Origin of the sequence: Sporosarcina sp. UB5, assembly GCF_050859005.1 — a bacterium.
GTDB lineage: Bacteria > Bacillota > Bacilli > Bacillales_A > Planococcaceae > Sporosarcina.
Window position 1 is genome coordinate 2,034,151 of the sequence record NZ_CP125984.1, and the last position, 19,342, is coordinate 2,053,492.

A 19,342-nucleotide genomic window follows, 5' to 3' on the forward strand; every position below is an offset into this window, starting at 1 on the left:
AATGATAATGGGACAAGCTCCTAAAATAACGATTGTTGGAAGCATTAATATGGATCTCGTTACGATTACGGATCAACTTCCTAAAATGGGTGAAACAATTTTAGGTCAACAGTTTCAAATGAATCCTGGTGGAAAAGGTGCAAACCAAGCGGTCGCTTCTGCAAGACTCGGTGCAACCGTTCAAATGATCGGTTGTGTTGGAGAGGATATGTTCGGCAAGGAGATGCTCCAGCACTTGAAAAGCGAAGGTGTTGACGTGAGCCATGTCGAACAAGTTGCGGATCAGACAGGAACCGCGTCCATCATCGTTTCTAACAAAGATAATAATATTATTGTCGTACCAGGTGCGAACAATTATGTGACGGCATCATTCGTGGAAGCAAAGAGAGATGCAATTGCGACGAGCGATATTTTAATCGTTCAGCTTGAAATTCCGTTAGAAGGTGTACAAAAAGCAGTCGAAATTGCGAAAGAAAACGGAGTTACTGTCATTTTGAATCCGGCTCCTATTTGTGACCTTCCAGCTGATTTATTAATGAACGTTGATTATATAACACCGAACGAACATGAATTTACGCATGTGACATTTGAAGGTATTCGTGCAGAGCTTATGGAGAAAGTAATCCTGACAAAAGGAAGTGAAGGTGTTTCCTACTTCCAGGATGGCAAGGAGCTAAATATTCCGGCTTATACAGTTGACGTTGTAGATACTACGGGTGCTGGCGATTCATTTAACGCTGGGTTTGCAGTTGCGTTAGGAAAAGGATTACCTTTGGAAGCAGCTTGTCAGTTTGGAAATGCAGTAGCAGCCTTATCGACGACAAAGCTTGGCGCTCAAACGGGAATGCCAACTGATGCTGAAGTTCAGGCATTTATTAACAATTAAACGCAGAATGAGTATGAGGAGTGAGTAATTTGAAAAAGGTCATTATAGACGTGGACACGGGTGTGGATGATGCACTCGCTATCTTGCATGCAGTAAACAGTAAGCAACTTGATATTCTAGGGATTACGGCGGTTTCCGGAAATGTCCCACTAGAACAAGTGAACATTAATACAAATAGAATCTTAAAGCTAGCTGGAGTGGCAGATCAAATTAAAGTGTACAAAGGTGCAGACCGTCCACTTTTAAAAGAGCCTTATCATGAGTTCCGAGTGCACGGTAATGACGGTGTCGGTGGAGCGCTCGACCATATTGACATCGATTTTCCTGAAAATGATGTCTTTGCTCCGGACTTTATTATTGAGCAAGCGAAAAAACATAAAGGTGAACTCACTCTTATTGCAGTAGGCCCACTTACAAACGTTGCGTTAGCAGTTCGTAAAGAGCCAAGATTAGCTGAATGGCTGAAAGAAATTATCGTGATGGGTGGCCTTGTTTCATCATCAGGACGAGGAAATACAATCCCAACTTCTGAATTCAATATTTTTGCGGATGCAGAAGCAGCAAAAGTTGTTTTCCATTCAGGAGCGAACATTACGTTAGTAAGCTTAGACGTAACACGACAAGTGTTGTTAACAGAAGAGCATATTGAAGAATTGAAAGGTACGAAGTATTACGATTTCGTAAAGACTAGCACCGTCGATTACAGACAATTTTCAATTAACCTCTACGGCATAAATGGTTGCGCAATGCACGATCCATTATCCGTCGGAGTCGCTCTAGATCCATCCATCGTACAAACAGAAAAATACTACGTTGATGTAGAAACAAAAGGCGAACTAACTTACGGCCAAACAATTTGCGACTTCAGAAACATTTATAAAAAAGAACCAAACGTCAACATCTGCGTCGGCGTCGATAGCGATAGATTCCTACAAACATTCCTAGAGTACTTAAAAAGATAAAGCAGTTTCCAGAATTGTTTGCGCCGCTGCGCAGTGAAAGATTTAGAATAGTTTCCGCCGCTGTGCAACGAACAATTCAGATTATACACTACAAATGCATAAGAAAAATCGAAAAGCCAACTATCTCATATGATAGTTGGTTTTTATTTGTATTTTTATACAAATAGTCGAATTGTCATAAATGTGTCGTGCACAGGCACCGTGAAAAGGCACCGTGAAACAAGGCACCGTGAAACAATTTTTTATTTAAATATAGTATTCTAAAATTTCAATCCGATTTTCTGTAAGTATTGTATAATAGAAGAAAAACGGGGGAATTCAAGTGGACTACTTATACAACCCAACTCCAACGACACGCCATACCGTATTTGCGCGGAAAGGGATGGTGGCGACGTCGCAACCGCTTGCGGCTCAGGCGGGCATTGAAGTGATGCAGAAGGGTGGAAATGCGGTAGATGCGGCGATCGCAACGGCTGCTGCACTTACAGTTGTCGAGCCTACGACGAATGGCATTGGCGGTGATGCGTTTGCAATTGTATGGATGAAGAACAAGTTGTATGGCTTAAATGCATCGGGACCTGCGCCGGAAGCGATGACGCTTGACGCGATGAAAGAGGCGGGACATGAGAAAATCCCGACATACGGCTTCACGCCAATTACGGTGCCAGGCGTTCCTGCGGCATGGGCGGAACTTGCAAAACGATTTGGTAAGTTACCGTTAATCGAATCGCTTGCACCGGCAATCAGTTATGCGGAAGAAGGATATCCACTCACACCGATTCTCGGGAAATATTGGCGTATTGCGTACAATAAATTTAAATCGCTTAATTCCGCTGAATTCGATGAGTGGTTCAACGTGTTCGCACCCGGCGGAAGAGCTCCTGAAATCGGAGAAATGTGGAAGTCGCGGGATCTTGCAAAAACATTGCGATCAATCGGTGAAACGAATGCGGATTCCTTTTACAAAGGTGAACTTGCGGAGAAAATCGATGCGCATATAGCTGAAAACAATGGCTATTTACGTAAGATTGATCTTGAAAACTACAAAGTCGAATGGGTCAATCCGATTTCAACGAATTACAAAGGCTATGACGTGTGGGAAATTCCACCGAACGGGCAAGGCATTGTGACGCTTATGGCGCTCAATATTTATTCTGAAATGAATGCTGCTGTTCCGAACGATGTAAAATCGCTCCACGAACAGATCGAGGCGATGAAACTTGCCTTCATCGACGGGAAAGCGTTCATTACCGAAGAAAAGGATATGCCGATTGATGTCGAACAGTTACTGTCAAAAGAATATGCGAAGAAACGGGCTGCAGAAATTACCGAACGCGCGTCGATTCCGGAGCCTTATGAATTGCCCAAAGGTGGAACAATCTATTTGGCGACAGCAGATGAAGAGGGGAATATGGTTTCATTCATCCAATCGAATTATATGGGCTTCGGTTCAGGAATTGTCGTGCCGGGAACAGGAATCGCACTTCAAAACCGAGGCGTCGATTTTTCCCTCGACCCAACGCACCCGAACGTGTTGAAACCAGGTAAACGTTCGTACAACACAATTATCCCAGGATTTTTGACGAAAGATGGACAAGCTGTCGGCCCGTTTGGCATTATGGGTGGGTTCATGCAGCCTCAAGGCCATTTCCAAGTCGTCGTCAACACAGTCGACTATCACCTAAATCCACAAGCTACGTTGGATGCGCCGCGTTGGCAATGGATGGAGGGGAATAGAGTGCATGTCGAGCCGAACTTCCCGAATCATCTTGCGCAGGCACTCACTCGTCTCGGGCATCAAATCGTACCGACATTAGACGGCGGACCGTTCGGTAGAGGACAAATCATTTGGCGCGATCCGGAAACAGGCGTCCTCGCAGGCGGCACTGAAGCGAGAACGGATGGGGCAATTGCGGTTTGGTGAGTGGCTTACTAACACCTCCTTTACGGTCTCTAAATAGAACCTGAAAGGAAGTGTTTTTTTTATTTATCCACTTACAATGTCAACCAATTCAGAACCTTCTTATGATAAACTAGTTAGAAAGAGACACTAGGGTAGGTGAGAATCGATGCAGACAAAGCCCATTTTACTATCTAAACTAATGCCGCCAACGCCATCCACCACGTATATGCGGAGAGCTTCGTTTATCAAAAAGATGAAGATGGCGGACCGGGTGAAGCTGACGTTGCTACATAGTGGGGCGGGGTATGGAAAAAGTTCGGGGCTATCCGCATTTTTCCATGATACGAACGCGTCATATAGTTGGTATTCCGTAACGGATGAAGATGACGACGTTCTTCCGTTCATCACTTGTTTGACCCAGAGCATTCGCCGCGTCATACCGGAATTCGGGGCTTCCTTATCTGAATGGGATGAATCGACGTTACATCTTAAGGAAATGGATCTTGAACGATGGCTCGCCCTTTTCATAAACGAACTTTGTGAAATCGCCACCTCCTTTTTCATTGTCATCGACGATTTCCATCATGTCGATCACGTATTTTTAGTCAATTACCTCGTTGAAAAAATAATCGGTGCATTGCCGCCAAACGTCCATTTAATTGTCGCAACACGGAACCGTCCACGTTGGACGAGTCTCGTCAAGCTGAAAGTGACGGGGCAGTTATGCGAGCTAACAGAAGAGAACTTTCTCTTTTCAGAAGAGGAAGTGGCCGTTTTTTATGAGGATTATTTTGACCAAACACTTACCGAAGCAGAGGCAGCTTCTGTCGTCCGGTTGACAGAAGGATGGGCGATTGCGGTCAATTTGCTTGCGCTCCACCTTTCCGGGGGTGACTCCCATTTACCGACCGCTATGAAACCTGCTTTACATGAATTGTTCGCCTATCTTTCTGAGGAAGTATTTAACCGGATGAGTGAAGAAGAGAAAGATTGGTTGTTAGCCTTTTCCATCTTCCCGACATTTTCCTTAGAGCTTATTCGTTCGTTTTATGGGAATGAAGCGGCGAACACACTCGAGCAGCTTGCAGAACGCCATGTTTTCATCCAGTCTCTCGGACAAGGAACGTTCCGCTACCATGCCCTTTTCCAGCAGTTTTTAGAGCGGAAATGGCAAACTGTCGATGTTGAGCAGTTTTGCGCAACTCAAAAACTGGCGGCGGAATTTTATATTAAGCGAGCGAATCCGATTCAAGCTATTTCTCACGCTGTGAAAAGCGGAGACCCTTTGTTCATCGGACAAATTATCGTTGACAATGGCGCTAGTTTAATTAAAGCCGGACAGTTCGAGTGGCTGCTCGATAGTATGAAAGGGTTGCCGCCTGATGTGTTTGAAACATATTATCCTCTTTATTATTTTGAAGGGGAAGCGCATCGGTACCGCGCCTTTTACGAGAAAGCGAGAGTTGCTTACACGAAATGTGTGGAGGCGGCAGAACGACAAGGAGACGACTATTATGCCGGGCGTGCTCATGCTGGAATCGCGAATATTTATCTCGACACGATTCAACCGGGATTGGCGGATCCTTATTTAATGAATGCAATTTTATTAGCAGAGAAGAGCGAAAAGACGAGTAAATTGGAAATGGAGTTGCTGAAGCGGCAATTTGCCGAAAACCTCGTCAATCTTGGGAAAGCTTCGGACGCTGCGAAATGGGTCCAACAGGAAATTCACGATGAAAGAGTTCTTCGGGAAGGGAATTTAGACGCGAGAATTGCGCTAAGAACAGGCAATCTACGGGAAGCGCAAACGATTTTATTGGAACGTGTGAACGATACGACGTTGCCAGATTCACACCGAGAAACGGATATTTTGCTTTCATTAATTTATTCGATGACTGGTGAGAACGAGCTTGCGCTAGAAAGTGCTGCGAAAGGAATCCAGCTTGGACAAGCAGAGAAATCGAGCTTTGTTGAAGCGGTCGGGCTCATTCGGATGGGCCATGCGAAAGCAATTGCCGATCCAGCCGATATCACCATTGCAAAAGAGCATTATATCCAGGCGATTGAGCGGATGGATGAGCTAAATGTGTCGCGCGGCAATGCGGAACCGTATATGGGACTATCGATTGTTGCAGCTCGGCAAGGTGAATATACAGAAGCAATCCGGTACGGAGAAGCGGGTTTGCGGGAAACGGAAAAAGTTAATGACGGATGGCTCTCCGCGTTAATTCATATCGGTCTAGCAATCGTTCATTATTATGCAGACGATGAAGTGGAATCGGGACACCATTTGCAAGAAGCGGGCCGTTTATTCCAACAGTGCGGGGATTTCTACGGAGAAATGGTGACGGCGTTTTGGTCGATGAAACTAGCTCACCGTTTAGGGGATGATGAGCGATTTTTGGAGCAATCTGAACGTTTTTTCACACGTTGTTTGGAACACAACTATTTCTTCTTTTTGACGGTCGACACGATTTTCGGCCCGTTCGATCGGCAATCGATCTATCCTTTAGTACTAAAGGCAGCCCGTTTGCTTCCGGAGCATGCAGGCATCCATCGTGCCATCGACCTTCTCGAACTAGAAGACGTAACGTCACATCCGGGATATAAAATCGATGTCCAACTATTAGGCCCTTTCATAATTCATCTCGGGCTTGAAGAAGTGGACGACCGGAAATGGCAGCGGGATAAGTCGAAAGAGATTTTTATTTATTTGCTATTGAATAAAAACCGGTACGTCCCGAAAGAAGAAATTATGCAGGCGTTATGGGAGGATGCTGACGACAAAAGTGCGGATCGTGATTTCAAAGTTGCATTAAACGCGTTGTTAAAAGTGATCGAGCCAAATCGGGGCGCAAGGGAAAATTCGTTCTTTATTCTTCGCAAACAGACGATGTACCGGCTAAATCCGAAAGCCGACATCCGTACGGATCTCGAGCAGTTTAAACGATACGTAGAAATGGGGCTAGTCGAGAAAACTGCAGAAAAATCGGTAGACAATCTGTTGAAAGCGGCTGCTCTATATAAAGGAAAGCTATTTGAAGAGAAGTTGTCCGTTGAATGGATTGCGCAAGAACGTGAGCGAGTCGAACAGCTCTATATTCAAGCGCTCGAACGCCTCGCCCAGTCGTATACGAGATTGCAGGACTATGGAAAAACGATCGAATGGGCAGAAAAACTATTGCGCATCGATCAGACGTGGGAGGAAGCGTACCGGTTGCTCATGTACGCCCATTACCAACTCCAAAACCGCCCACAATCAATCAAATGGTACAGAAAATGCCAATCCGTTCTACAAGAAGAGCTCTCCATCGACCCGATGGAAACAACAGAGCAGATGTACAAGATGATTATGAATGAACTATAGGTGAAGGGAATTTGTCCTTCGCCTTTTTCTATATATTTTTCTGTTGAATGAAGCTGAGCGAGCGCCCTCCGCTTTTGTTTTGTAACTCTTTTGCAACTCGCATCCAATAGAGTAGTAGACAGGAAGAAAGCGTTTTCAAAACGAATGGAGAGAGGAGTTGCAGTATGAAAAAGAAATTGTGGTTCGTTCTATTATTTGCAATGGTGCTCGTCATCAGTGCAGCTTGCAGCAAATCAGAAGAAGGGAAGGAAACGACTTCTGAAAAAGAAACAACTTCGCAAACGACAACACCAGTATCGGGAGAAAGCAAAACCGAAGAGCAAGGCACAATCAAAATCGGTGTCCTCGCCTCATTAACAGGTGCGCTCGAGTCGTACGGAAAGCAAACAAAAAATGGCTTTGAGCTCGGACTTGAATATGCAACAGGCGGCACGATGGAAGTGGCAGGGAAGAAAATTGAAGTCGTTTTTGAAGATACAGAAACGAAACCAGAAGTCGCTGTCCAAAAAGCAACGAAGCTGTTGGAAGAGGATAAAGTCGACTTCCTCGTCGGATCTTCCAGTTCTGGTGACACACTCGCAGTTCTACCTCTAGCAGAAGAGTACGAGAAAATTATGATCGTTGAACCGGCAGTAGCGGATAGCATTACAGGTTCAGAATTCAACCCGTTCATTTTCCGGACGGCGCGTAACTCGTCACAAGATGCTGTCGCTGGAGCTGCTGCAATTGCAGGGCCTGGCGTAAAAATCGCGACATTTGCACCGGACTATTCATTCGGATGGGATGGTGTAGCAGCATTTAAGAAAGCGGCGGAAGCTTTAGGGGCGGAAGTCGTCATCGAGGAATTCGCGGATCCTGCAGCAACGGATTTCACATCTAACTTGCAAAAAATTATTGAAGCGGACCCGGATTATATGTTTGTCGTCTGGGCAGGGGCGAACTCGCCTTGGAACCAGATCGCTGATTTGAAGATGCAAGAAAAAGGCATCAAAATCTCGACAGGTGCACCGGACATTCCAGCATTGTCCATCATGGAGCCACTCGTCGGCATGGAAGGGTTCTCTGTTTACTATCACACACTTCCAGATAATGAAGTGAATGATTGGCTCGTAAAGGAACATAAAGCACGCTTTAACGGCGAAGTTCCAGATTTATTCACACCGGGCGGCATGTCGGCTGCTATAGCAATCGTTGAAGCATTGACGAAAACAAATGGCGACGCGGACGGCCATGCGCTCATTAAAGTAATGGAAGGCATGTCGTTTGAAACGCCGAAAGGCACGATGACATTCCGAGCAGAAGATCACCAAGCATTGCAAACGCTTTATTCCATCAAGCTTGAAAAACAAGATGGCGTCCCATATCCGGTTCCGGTACTCATTAGGGAGCTTTCGCCTGAAGAGACTGAGCCACCAATCAATAACTAAATTCAGATGGGAAATAAAAGAAGGACAGTGTTATCGCTGTCCTTCTCAAACGGATGAAAGCGCATATTTCATCTGTTTGAGAAGGACGGGGGAGGGGGAGAACGGTGGAACCGATCATTAAAACAGAAAATCTGACAATTCGATTCGGTGGGCATACGGCCGTATCTAAAGTGAATTTTGAAATGCCACCGCGGCACTTGAAATCGATTATCGGGCCGAACGGGGCGGGCAAAACGACATTTTTCAACTTGTTAAGCGGCGAACTGAAACCGACAGAAGGAGATGTCTTCTTTAAAGGTGAATCGATGGCTTCCTTATCAGCCGTCGCTCGGACACGGAAAGGGCTCGGTCGGTCATTTCAAATTACGAATGTGTTTCCGAATTTGACTGTACTAGAAAATGTCCGGTTAGCAGTCCAATCAAAAGAGAAAATCCGGTACCAGATGTACCGCCACTTTATCCATTATAAACAGCTCATTGAAGAAGCTGAGAAGCTCATTTCACTCGTGTTACTCGACGGTAAGGAATATGCCATCGCAAGTCAATTATCCCACGGAGAGAAACGGAAGCTTGAAATTGCAATGCTACTTGCACTTGATACGGAAGTGTTGCTCCTTGATGAACCGACTGCCGGCATGTCTCTCGAGGAAGTGCCTGCGATACTGGACGTCATCCGGAAAATTAAACAGACAGGCGAGAAGACGATTTTATTAATTGAACATAAAATGGATATGATTTTGGACTTGTCGGATTCCATTATGGTGCTTTTCAACGGCAAGTTGCTGGCGGATGGGAGCCCGCAGGAAATTATGGACAATGAGACTGTCCAAAATGCGTATTTAGGAGGTCTATACGATGAACACGATGAAAACCTTGCTGAAAGTTGAGGACATCCATACGCACATCGGCCAGTACCATATCCTTCAAGGTGTTTCATTCGAAGCGCGTGAAGGGGAAGTGAGCGTGTTGCTCGGGCGCAACGGGGCGGGTAAGACGACGACGTTGAAGACAATTATGGGGTTGACGCCAGCTTCAAAAGGCTCAGTTCAATTTAATGGACAGGACATTACGAAAAAGGCGACGTATCTAATTGCGAACGAAGGAATCGGCTATGTGCCGGAAGATCAAGGCATTTTTGGAGACTTAACTGTTGAGGAAAATATGAAAGTCGCGATGCGGAAAGAAGACGAAGCGGCGTATAAACGGCAAGAATATGTCCTTGAACTTTTCCCGGATTTGAAGACGTTTTGGAAGAAGGACGGCGGGCATCTGTCGGGTGGGCAGAAGCAAATGCTCGCGATGGCGCGGGCATTCGTCAATGATAGCAAGCTGCTCCTCATTGACGAGCCGTCGAAAGGACTTGCACCGATCGTTATTGGAACTGTAATGGAGGCCATTACGGAAATGAAAAAAAGCACGACAATTGTGCTCGTGGAACAGAATTTCATGATGGCGAGCCGGATTGGTGATCGATACACGCTCATTGATGACGGGGAGACGGTCCATGCAGGGGAGATGGCGGACCTCATTCACAATGAAGAAGTGAAACGAAAATATTTAGGAATCGGATGAAGGGGGTTGCACGATGGAATTACTCATCAATTTGACGGTGAACGGATTGGCGACGGGCATGCTCATCTTTCTTCTCGCTTCAGGGTTGACACTTATTTTCGGTCTCATGAGCGTGCTGAATTTTGCACATGGCGGTCTGTTTGCATGGGGCGCCTATTCAGGCATTTGGATTTATACACTGTCGGGAAGCTTTGCCGTCGGTATACTCGGTGCAATCATTACGGGAATTATTTTAGGCTTTATTACCGAAAAGCTAATTATTACGCCGGTTTACGGCAATCACGTTCAACAAATTCTCATTACGCTTGGTTTCATGCTTGTACTTACCGAAATGTTGAAAGTTGTTTGGGGGCCGAATCAAATGGCGGCGCGAGTGCCGTCGTACTTAGCAGGAAGTTGGGAATTTGGAGACGTCCTCATTATTAAGTACCGGTTATTCATTATCTTTGTTGGGTTTCTAGTGTTTGGCGTTTTCCAATTCATACTGCAACGAACGAAAATCGGCTTGATCGTTAGGGCTGGTGTCATGGATAAAGACATGGTGCAAGCACTTGGCATTAATATTAAGCGTGTTTTCTTGTATGTTTTCATGGCAGGATCTGCGCTTGCAGCGTTAAGCGGTGTTCTGTTTGCACCGTATTCCGGAGTTGTTTACGCAGAAATGGGCTTTGAATTTGCGATTTTGGCGTTCATCGTCGTTGTCATCGGTGGGATGGGCAGTTTCCCGGGATCGTTGTTCGCGGCCATTTTAGTCGGTCTCGCGGGAAGCTATATGGCGTATTACGTTCCTGCTTTATCACTTGCGGTCAATATGATGCTAATGGCTATCGTATTAATTTTCCGTCCGCAAGGGCTTTTTACGGCAAAGGGGTGACGGCATGAAAAACAAATTTCAATGGAACAACTTGTTTCTCGGAGTCATTGTTCTCGTTCTCGCCGTTTTCCCGTTCGTCTCGGATTCAAGGACATGGACTATTTTATTAACACAGATTTTTATCTTTTCAATTTTGGCGATGAGCTATGATATTTTGCTCGGTTACACAGGCATCGTTTCGTTCGGGCATGCGATGTTCTTCGGGATGGGAGCGTATATGACCGCGGTCATGCTGAAAAGGATAGAGCCTTCCATCGGTGTTTTCATCTTATCGATTGTTTGCGGGATGCTGCTCGCGGGTTTGGTCAGTTTTTTCATCGGGCTACTGACGTTGCGACTGAAGAGCCATTTCTTTGCAATGCTCACATTAGCTGTTTCAGGTTTGTTTTTAGTTCTTGCAGAAAAATGGCGTACGGTGACGCAAGGGAATGACGGCTTTACGTTCAAGGCTCCTGAAATTTTTAGAGACCGGGTCGTCTATTATTTCGTCGCGCTCGTCTGTCTCGTGCTCGTTTATATTTTGTTGCGCAGATTTGTCAACTCGCCATTTGGACGCGTGCTCGTCGCGGTAAGGGAAAATGAACAGCGCACGAAATCACTAGGGTTTAATACATTGCATTATAAAGTGATTGCGTCTGTCGTTGCAGGTGTCATCGCAAGCTTAGCGGGTTCACTTTACGCAGTATCGTTACGGTTCGTCAACACGAGCGTCTTGACGTTGGATATAACACTCGATGCATTGCTCATGACGATTATCGGCGGAGTCGGTACGCTCATTGGACCGATTGTCGGTGCGGGTGTCATTGAACTAACTCAGCATTACTTATCCGGACTTGCGAAAGACTATCCGATTTTCGAACGATGGATCATTTTCTTCGGCATCGTCTATATTTTAGCGGTCATCTTCTTCCCTCGCGGCATCGTTGGTACGATTCGTGAAAAACTTTGGAAGCGGAAGACGAAAACGCGTCCTGTCGGGAAGGAGGAAATTACATGACGACTGTAGGAATTGTCAGTATCGGTACGTATATCCCGTCGACCAAAATGTCTGCTGAAGAAATCGCGGAACGTTCCGGATTGCCGGTGGACGTCGTGAAAACGAAAATGGGCATTACGGAAAAACCGATTCCAGGAGAGCATGACCATACTGTCGCGATGGGCATTTGGGCAGCTCGTGAAGCGCTACGGAAAGGGCAAGTCGACCCGAAGGAAATTGACGTCATCATTTATATTGGGGAAGAGCATAAAGAGTATCCGCTATGGACGGCGGCTATCAAAATGCAGGAGGAATTAGGTGCTTATCACGCATGGGCATTTGACGTCGCGCTCCGTTGCGGGACGGCGATTATGGCGATGAAAGTGGCAAAAAGCCTTATGGTGGCAAACCCGGATATCCGTACAGTCCTTCTAGCCGGCGGGTATCGAAATGGCGATTTTATCGATTATGAAAATGAAAGGACCCGCTTCATGTTTAACTTGGCGGCGGGCGGGGCGGCAATGATTTTGCGACGCGATCATGCGGAAAATATTGTCCTCGAGTCGGAGCTCATTACGGACGGCTCTTTTTCTGAGGATGTCGTCGTACCAGTCGGCGGGACGAAGAAGCCGCTTACGGCAAGCGATCTTGACAACGGGTACTACCGTCTTGACGTGCTCGATCCGATTGGTATGAAAGCGCGTCTAGAACAGAAATCAATGGAAAACTTCCTAAAAGTTATCCGCAGTTCATTGCAGAAAAGCGGGTTAACTGAAAAGGACATCGATTATTTAGCGATTTTGCATATGAAGAAATCAGCTCATGATTACGTCTTGCGGGAGCTCGGTCTGAATGAAGAGCAATCGATTTATTTACATGAATACGGGCATATCGGGCAAATGGACCAGATTTTGTCTTTGGAGCTCGCTCTCGAAGCTAATAAATTGAACGAAGGACAAATCGCCGTCCTCGTCAGCGCAGGGATTGGGTACGCGTGGGGGGCGATTACAGTGAAATGGGGAAAGAGTGAGGAGGAGAACGTACATGACATTTCCAAAAGTGAAACTGCCTAAAGTGGAACTGAAGAACGGTGAACAGATTGCGTATCGTGAACGAGGAGGCGGCGAGCAAGTCGTCATACTCGTTCACGGCAATATGACGTCGTCGAAACATTGGGACGTGCTAATGGACGCGATGGATGCGAAATATAAGATTTACGCACCAGATCTCCGTGGGTTCGGGGAGTCGACGTATAACGAACGAGTAACAGGCATTAGCGATTTTTCAGAAGATCTTGCAGGCTTCATCGATGCGTTAGAGTTGGAAAATTTCCATCTTGTCGGTTGGTCGACAGGAGGAGCGGTCTGTATGCAATATGTAGCGGACCATCCGGGCAAATGTGAGAAACTCGTATTGCTCGCATCCGCCTCGACGCGCGGCTATCCGTTTTACGGAACGAAGGAAGACGGCAGTCCAGATCTCGAACATCGACTTCAAACGATTGAAGATGTCGAACAAGATGCAGGAAAAACGCTTGCAATCCAAGGGCTGTACGACACCGAAAACCGGGAAGGGCTGAAAGCTGTCTGGAATACGTTAATTTACACGTATAAACAGCCGGAAGCAGCGAAATACGATGAGTATGTGGACGATATGTTGACGCAGCGTAATTTAGCGGATGTGTATCATTCGTTGAACACTTTCAATATAAGCCCGCATTATAACGGCGTAAACGAAGGATCTGACCAGGCGAAAGGTATCGATATCCCGGTACTTGTGCTACGCGGGGACAGAGACTATGTCATAACGGCACAAATGACCGATGAAATTATAGAAGACCTTGGCGACAATGCGACGTTCATTTCACTTGAAAATATGGGGCATTCGCCGCTCGTCGATAATTTAGAACAACTAACGAAAACGATTGAAACATTTTTGGCGTGAGGAGATGACGGCGTGAGACTATTAGGAAAAGTGGCCATTATTACAGGTGGCGCGAACGGAATCGGCCTCGCTGCGTGCATTCGTTTTGCGGAAGAGGGAGCTTCCGTCATGATGGCCGATTTTGATGAAAAGACTGGAAAAGAACAGGAAGCGATATTAAAGAAGGACGGGCATGACGTCACGTTCGTGCAAGTTGACGTCGTCGACCGCGAAAGTGTCGACCGTCTAGTTGAACAAACACTAGAACGACACGGTAAAATTGACGTGTTAATTAATAATGCAGGCATTACGAAAGACGCGACTCTGTTGAAAATGGATCCGGCAGATTTTCAGCAAGTACTTGACGTAAACTTGACGGGCGTTTTCAATTGCACGCAAGCAGTTGCATCTCATATGATTTCGGCAGGCAGTGGAAAAATTATTAATACGTCATCCGTCAGCGGCGTGTATGGGAATTTCGGTCAAACGAACTACGCAGCGACAAAAGCGGCAGTCGTCGGGATGACGAAAACATGGGCGAAGGAACTTGGTCGGAAAGGAATCAATGTCAACGCTGTAGCGCCTGGATTTACGGCGACCGCAATGGTTGCAAAGATGCCTGAGAAAATCATTCAACAGATGGAATCAGTCGTTTCATTACAACGGCTCGGAAAGCCGGAAGATATTGCAAACGCGTATTTATTTTTGGCAAGCGCGGAATCGGATTACGTCCACGGACACGTTCTGCATGTTGACGGCGGCATCACAATGTAAAGGGAGGAGGGGTTCCGCGTGTTCCATGAGCATGGCTGGATATTGAAAAGGGCTGCACTTTCCGCGGAACGGCCCGCATTGATTGACGTCCATTCGGAAACGTGCTGGACTTACGCCGATTTACAACACCGGATTATGCGATGGGCATCTTTTTTCGATGCACAAGGTTTTGAAAAAGGGGATCGGATCGCCGTCTATTCACCGAACAAGCCGGAGCTTTTCGCCGTACTGTTCGCATGTGAACTGCAAGGGCTCATATACGTCCCGCTCAATTGGCGGTTAAGCAGTTATGAATTGCAAGGACTGCTTGACGATTCGGCACCTTCTTTACTTCTGTTCGATAATAATTTTGAAAGTCGGATGAATGAATTAAACGTGTGTAGAATGAACTCGTTTTCCATAATTGAAACGGTTCAATTGCGGATGAACTGGCAGCCGAGTGTAGGTAATCGTTCAGACACGTGGATGATTATTTACACGGGTGGCACGACCGGGTTGCCGAAAGGTGTGATGCTTTCCTATGATGCGGTCAATTGGAATGCGCTGAACACAATTACGAGCTGGGGACTGTCAGATCGCGACACGACGATTAATTATATGCCACTTTTTCATACGGGTGGATTGAACGCGTTATGCATTCCATTGCTTATGGCGGGCGGAACGGTCGTCGTCGGCCATCAGTTTGAACCGACAGAAGCACTCAAGGCGACGGATACATACGAAGCGACAATATCGTTGTTCGTCCCGACGATGTATCAGTTAATGACGGAGACATCTTACTTCCAGCAATCTTCATTTCCATCAATGGACGTTTTCCTTTCCGGCGGAGCACCTTGTCCGCAGACGGTTTACCATTCCTTCCGTGAAAAAGGGTTGCGATTCAAGGAAGGGTATGGATTGACGGAAGCGGGTCCAAACAATTTTTTCATTAGCCCTCATGTGGCAGCTCGGAAGATCGGCTCTGTCGGGAAAAGTATGTTGTTCAATGAAATTCAAGTGTTGGATTCCCACGGAAATCGCTGTGCTACAGGGGAAATTGGCGAGTTGTACGTAAAAGGGCCGCATGTATTTACCGGCTATTGGAATAAACCTACCGAAACGAGGGAAGCGCTCGTTGACGGGTGGCTCCGAACGGGGGACTTGGCAAAAGTCGATGAGGATGGGGACGTTTGGATCGTTGGCAGGAAGAAAGATATGATTATTACGGGTGGGGAAAATGTATATCCGCAAGAAGTGGAGCAATGCCTCATTACGTGTGCCGGGATAAGGGAAGCTGCGGTTATCGGTACGGAAGACAGCGTATGGGGAGAGAAAGTCGTTGCATTTGTGACGGTAGAAGAAGATTGCGCGGTTAACGATGAACAGTTAATTGCACATTGCAAAGGATTTTTAGCTTCCTATAAAATTCCGAAGCAGTTTATTATCGTATCCGAGCTTCCGAAAACGCATGTCGGTAAGATCGATAAAAATGAATTGCTACGATTAGCGTGAGTGGCGAGCAACTTAACGAGTTGCCGCCTTTTTTTGTTTCCATTTAACCGGTTATTTTTTATTCAAGCGCTCAACTTTCTTCCGCGGCAGTCGATAAAAGGAGTAATAGGATCTTCTACTATAGGGAGGTTTGGGAAATGGTTGGACGAATTGGGGGAACAAACAGTACGCAGCAAATTGGAGCAACTATAGAAAATACAGTGCTAGACAAAGAAATTGCAGTAACGAGTATACAGGCCGTCTCAGCTCAAAAAGAACAGCAATCAGGGGAAGGGCGGCAATTGTCCGTAGAAAAGGCGCGGCAAATGACCGATAGTATGAATAAATTTCTAGAAAGCATGAACACACAATTACGGTTCAAAATGCATGATGAATTAAAGGAATACTACGTCACAATCGTCGACTCGAAAACAGACGAGGTGGTCCGAGAGATTCCTTCGAAAAAATTAATGGATGTATATGCCGCCATGAAGGAATTTGTCGGATTGCTCATCGACCGGAAAATTTGAGGAGGGTACTAGCTTATGCGAATTAGCGGATTAGCAACAGGGATGGACACGGAACAGATCATAAGAGACATGATGCAAGCACACCGCCTCCCAATGGAAAAAATCACACAGAAAAAGCAGTATTTAGAGTGGCAGTTGGATGATTACCGAAGCGTCAACCGGAATTTAAGGGACTTGGCGTACAAAGTGTCGGATACAATGGGGCGTCAAACAACATTCCTACAAAAATCGGTAAATATATCAAACCCAGATGCTGTAGCCATTAAAGCGTTAAGCGCGACTAGTGAGTTCGCGGGGACGATTGAAGTTGAACAGTTAGCTAAACAGGCAACAGTTATTGGAGGAAAACTTGAATCATCTACTGCTGTTACAGGTTCTACTAAGTTAGAAGAATTGAATGGCTATGCAGGTGAAAAAATTATAAAGATCCAAACGATAGATGCTAACGGTGAATTGAGTGCAGTGAAAGAACTTAAATTTAACGGTACGGAAACGATTAATGCGGTATTATCAAAGATTAATAGTGAAACAGGATTGACTGCTTATTTTGATGAATTTACTGGGAAGATAGCCGCGACGGCTAAAAATAGTGGAGAAGGAAAAAGTGGGGCCGAAATTGTAATTGGTGGTAAATTGGCAGAAGTGCTTCAGTTGAATACAGCACCTAATCAAGACGGAGATCCAGCGCCGGTAACAGTTAATCGAGGTCAAAATGCCATATTTACATTCAACGGACTCGAAACAAAACGGTCATCCAATACGTTCACCATTAACGGTTTCGAAATTACACTTAAACAACCTACGGCACCTGGAACTGCAGTAACCTTCAGCTCTGCACCCGACACAGACAAAATCGTTGAGTCCGTCGTCAAATTCGTCGATGATTACAACAAACTGATCGAAGAGTTGAACGCGAAAATCCGTGAGCCGAAATACCGGAACTTCCAACCTCTTTCTGATGAACAGAAGAAAGAAATGAAAGAGAAGGAAATTGAGTTATGGGAAGAAAAAGCGAAAAGTGGTACGCTTCGTAACGACCCTACTATTGCAAGTTTGCTCACAAACCTTCGTCAGATGATGAGCAGTTCGGTAGAAACGTCTGATGGTACGTCTATTCGCTTAGCTGACCTTGGAATCGAACCGATTAAAGACTTCAAAGAAAATGGAAAACTGAGAATCAATGAAGATGATCTTCGAAAAGCGATTGCGGCTGATCCGAATAAAGTGTACGAGTTGTTCGCGAAAACTGCTGATGAAACGCAAAAGGGTGGACTCGCACACCAATTCCGTAAGACAGTTGATAACACGATTAAAGTCATTTCCGAGAAGGCGGGCACTTCCGGTTCGGTTAGTGATACATTTACACTCGGCCGTTCATTAAAAAGCATGAACCAACAAATCGAACGTTTTGAAGATCGATTGAAAATGGTAGAGGACCGTTACTGGAAACAATTCACCGCAATGGAACGCGCAATCCAACGGGCAAACATGCAATCCGCAAGCCTCATGAACGCATTCGGCGGAATGTAATAGAAGGATAGAAGTATGAACATTTCTTTGTTGCTTGTGATTATTGTTGATTGAAGCGTAAGGCGGCGACTCCTGCGAAAGCCGTCACTAAGAACGGCTTTTGCGACCAAAAGCGAAGCGTTGGGAGCAGGAAAGCGTCCGCCTGAAGCGGAAATCACCATTTATAAGTAACAATGCTATCCATAAAAAGGGGAATTCAATCAATGGCAATAAACAATCCATATGCAACATATCAAAACAACTCTGTCAACACATCGACGCCTGGGGAATTGACACTCATGCTCTATAACGGCTGCTTAAAATTTATTCAACAGGCGAAAAAGGCAATGGAACAAGGCAACATCGAAGAAAAAAACACGGCGACGCAAAAAGCACAAGCAATCGTATCTGAGCTAATGGTTACGTTAGACATGTCTGTACCCGTTTCGGAAAACATGATGGTGCTTTATGATTTCGTCAATAATCGCCTAGTTGAAGGGAATATTAAAAACGACATCGCACTTTACGATGAAGCTGCCGGAATTATTACGGAGTTTCGCGATACGTGGAAGCAAGTAATCCAAATTAATCGCACGAAGCAATATGCGAATACGGACGGAATATGATCCGGCCGTCGATGATACGGTGGCAAGAAGTTGCACATCAACTTCTGTCCACGATAAGTCGTACCGAGGAAGAGCAACGGGATTCCGTTATCGATGACATTAATGAGCTGCTCGATGAACGGGACACGTTGCAGCAGGAAATAATCGGACCGTTTACGCCAGAAGAAGAGGAAATGGGCAAGAAGCTTGTCGCGCTTGAACAAGAAGTCGTCGCTGCCCTTGCTTCTTACATGAAATTGATTCGCGCAGATATTACCGCTGCTCAGTCGAAGAAAGAACATGTTAAAAGCTACGTGAATCCTTATGGTAAAGTAGCGCGTGACGGGACATTTTATGATACAAAACAATAATCATATTTTTACTCCGGATGAAGGAAAGCATACCATTTCCTTCATCTTTTTTGTTGTTTTAATCTTACTAAAAATTGTTAGTAGTCAGTTCCAAAAGTTCTTTATCGCTATTGAAAGTCGTGGAACTATTTGACTATTCGTGATACATTAAAGTATAAGGAAAAGATTAACAGGGCAGGCAAGGAGGAATGGG

The 19,342-nt window shown here is 45.6% G+C and carries 17 protein-coding genes; all 17 read left to right on the top strand.

Annotation, left to right across the window (positions count from 1 at the left end):
* The first annotated feature begins 7 nt into the window (after positions 1 to 7).
* The 17 genes from rbsK to QM454_RS10390 all read left to right on the top strand — a co-directional run bounded on the left by rbsK (position 8) and on the right by QM454_RS10390 (position 19,149).
* Positions 8 to 886 carry a ribokinase gene (rbsK, locus tag QM454_RS10310; RefSeq protein WP_432357569.1) on the top strand — a complete coding sequence of 293 codons (879 nt, stop codon included), beginning with the start codon at positions 8 to 10 and terminating at the stop codon, positions 884 to 886.
* A gap of 29 nt (positions 887 to 915) precedes the next feature.
* Positions 916 to 1,848: a nucleoside hydrolase gene (locus QM454_RS10315; RefSeq protein WP_432357571.1), complete on the top strand. Its 933-nt coding sequence runs from the start codon at positions 916 to 918 to the stop codon at positions 1,846 to 1,848.
* Positions 1,849 to 2,170: 322 nt separating this feature from the next.
* On the top strand, positions 2,171 to 3,772 hold the full coding sequence (locus QM454_RS10320) for a gamma-glutamyltransferase family protein (RefSeq protein WP_432357573.1): 1,602 nt from the start codon (positions 2,171 to 2,173) through the stop codon (positions 3,770 to 3,772).
* Positions 3,773 to 3,917: 145 nt separating this feature from the next.
* Positions 3,918 to 7,118, top strand: coding sequence for a BTAD domain-containing putative transcriptional regulator (locus tag QM454_RS10325; protein WP_432357576.1), 3,201 nt, complete (start codon positions 3,918 to 3,920; stop codon positions 7,116 to 7,118).
* A 164-nt stretch (positions 7,119 to 7,282) separates the two neighbouring features.
* Positions 7,283 to 8,545 (top strand): substrate-binding domain-containing protein, encoded by a 1,263-nt coding sequence (locus QM454_RS10330; RefSeq protein WP_432357578.1) that lies wholly within the window; start codon positions 7,283 to 7,285, stop codon positions 8,543 to 8,545.
* Between the two features lie 104 nt (positions 8,546 to 8,649).
* A complete protein-coding gene (locus QM454_RS10335; protein ID WP_432357581.1) occupies positions 8,650 to 9,432 on the top strand; it encodes an ABC transporter ATP-binding protein in 783 nt (260 codons plus the stop codon).
* Complete coding sequence (locus tag QM454_RS10340) at positions 9,410 to 10,117, top strand: ABC transporter ATP-binding protein (RefSeq protein ID WP_432363950.1); 708 nt, start codon at positions 9,410 to 9,412, stop codon at positions 10,115 to 10,117. Before QM454_RS10335 ends, QM454_RS10340 begins: the two co-directional genes overlap by 23 nt.
* Before the next feature lie 13 nt (positions 10,118 to 10,130).
* Positions 10,131 to 10,991, top strand: a complete 861-nt coding sequence (locus tag QM454_RS10345; protein ID WP_432357583.1) for a branched-chain amino acid ABC transporter permease — start codon at positions 10,131 to 10,133, stop codon at positions 10,989 to 10,991.
* A 4-nt stretch (positions 10,992 to 10,995) separates the two neighbouring features.
* Positions 10,996 to 11,988, top strand: coding sequence for a branched-chain amino acid ABC transporter permease (locus tag QM454_RS10350; RefSeq protein WP_432357586.1), 993 nt, complete (start codon positions 10,996 to 10,998; stop codon positions 11,986 to 11,988).
* The gene (locus QM454_RS10355; protein WP_432357588.1) at positions 11,985 to 13,040 is read left to right on the top strand and encodes a 3-oxoacyl-ACP synthase; all 1,056 of its coding nucleotides are present in this window, start codon (positions 11,985 to 11,987) and stop codon (positions 13,038 to 13,040) included. Before QM454_RS10350 ends, QM454_RS10355 begins: the two co-directional genes overlap by 4 nt.
* Positions 13,012 to 13,911: an intracellular short-chain-length polyhydroxyalkanoate depolymerase gene (gene phaZ, locus QM454_RS10360; RefSeq protein ID WP_432357591.1), complete on the top strand. Its 900-nt coding sequence runs from the start codon at positions 13,012 to 13,014 to the stop codon at positions 13,909 to 13,911. Before QM454_RS10355 ends, phaZ begins: the two co-directional genes overlap by 29 nt.
* A 12-nt stretch (positions 13,912 to 13,923) precedes the next feature.
* Entirely contained in the window at positions 13,924 to 14,664 is a 741-nt protein-coding gene (gene fabG / locus QM454_RS10365; RefSeq protein ID WP_432357593.1) for a 3-oxoacyl-ACP reductase FabG, read from the top strand.
* 18 nt (positions 14,665 to 14,682) lie between these two features.
* Entirely contained in the window at positions 14,683 to 16,155 is a 1,473-nt protein-coding gene (locus QM454_RS10370; protein ID WP_432357595.1) for a class I adenylate-forming enzyme family protein, read from the top strand.
* A 137-nt stretch (positions 16,156 to 16,292) separates the two neighbouring features.
* Entirely contained in the window at positions 16,293 to 16,664 is a 372-nt protein-coding gene (gene flaG / locus QM454_RS10375) for a flagellar protein FlaG (protein ID WP_432357598.1), read from the top strand.
* 15 nt (positions 16,665 to 16,679) lie between these two features.
* Complete coding sequence (locus QM454_RS10380; protein WP_432357600.1) at positions 16,680 to 18,194, top strand: flagellar hook-associated protein 2; 1,515 nt, start codon at positions 16,680 to 16,682, stop codon at positions 18,192 to 18,194.
* A 203-nt stretch (positions 18,195 to 18,397) separates the two neighbouring features.
* Positions 18,398 to 18,799: a flagellar export chaperone FliS gene (fliS, locus tag QM454_RS10385; RefSeq protein WP_432357602.1), complete on the top strand. Its 402-nt coding sequence runs from the start codon at positions 18,398 to 18,400 to the stop codon at positions 18,797 to 18,799.
* An 11-nt stretch (positions 18,800 to 18,810) separates the two neighbouring features.
* Positions 18,811 to 19,149: a hypothetical protein gene (locus QM454_RS10390; protein ID WP_432357603.1), complete on the top strand. Its 339-nt coding sequence runs from the start codon at positions 18,811 to 18,813 to the stop codon at positions 19,147 to 19,149.
* Positions 19,150 to 19,342: the final 193 nt, after the last annotated feature.

Coding starts and splice junctions, on each gene's coding strand:
- QM454_RS10325 (WP_432357576.1), top strand. CDS start 3,918: ATGCAGACAAAGCCCATTTTACTATCTAAACTAATGCCGCCAACGCCA.
- QM454_RS10330 (WP_432357578.1), top strand. CDS start 7,283: ATGAAAAAGAAATTGTGGTTCGTTCTATTATTTGCAATGGTGCTCGTC.
- flaG (WP_432357598.1), top strand. CDS start 16,293: ATGGTTGGACGAATTGGGGGAACAAACAGTACGCAGCAAATTGGAGCA.
- QM454_RS10345 (WP_432357583.1), top strand. CDS start 10,131: ATGGAATTACTCATCAATTTGACGGTGAACGGATTGGCGACGGGCATG.
- QM454_RS10350 (WP_432357586.1), top strand. CDS start 10,996: ATGAAAAACAAATTTCAATGGAACAACTTGTTTCTCGGAGTCATTGTT.
- QM454_RS10380 (WP_432357600.1), top strand. CDS start 16,680: ATGCGAATTAGCGGATTAGCAACAGGGATGGACACGGAACAGATCATA.
- phaZ (WP_432357591.1), top strand. CDS start 13,012: ATGACATTTCCAAAAGTGAAACTGCCTAAAGTGGAACTGAAGAACGGT.
- rbsK (WP_432357569.1), top strand. CDS start 8: ATGGGACAAGCTCCTAAAATAACGATTGTTGGAAGCATTAATATGGAT.
- fliS (WP_432357602.1), top strand. CDS start 18,398: ATGGCAATAAACAATCCATATGCAACATATCAAAACAACTCTGTCAAC.
- QM454_RS10355 (WP_432357588.1), top strand. CDS start 11,985: ATGACGACTGTAGGAATTGTCAGTATCGGTACGTATATCCCGTCGACC.
- QM454_RS10390 (WP_432357603.1), top strand. CDS start 18,811: ATGATACGGTGGCAAGAAGTTGCACATCAACTTCTGTCCACGATAAGT.
- QM454_RS10340 (WP_432363950.1), top strand. CDS start 9,410: ATGAAAACCTTGCTGAAAGTTGAGGACATCCATACGCACATCGGCCAG.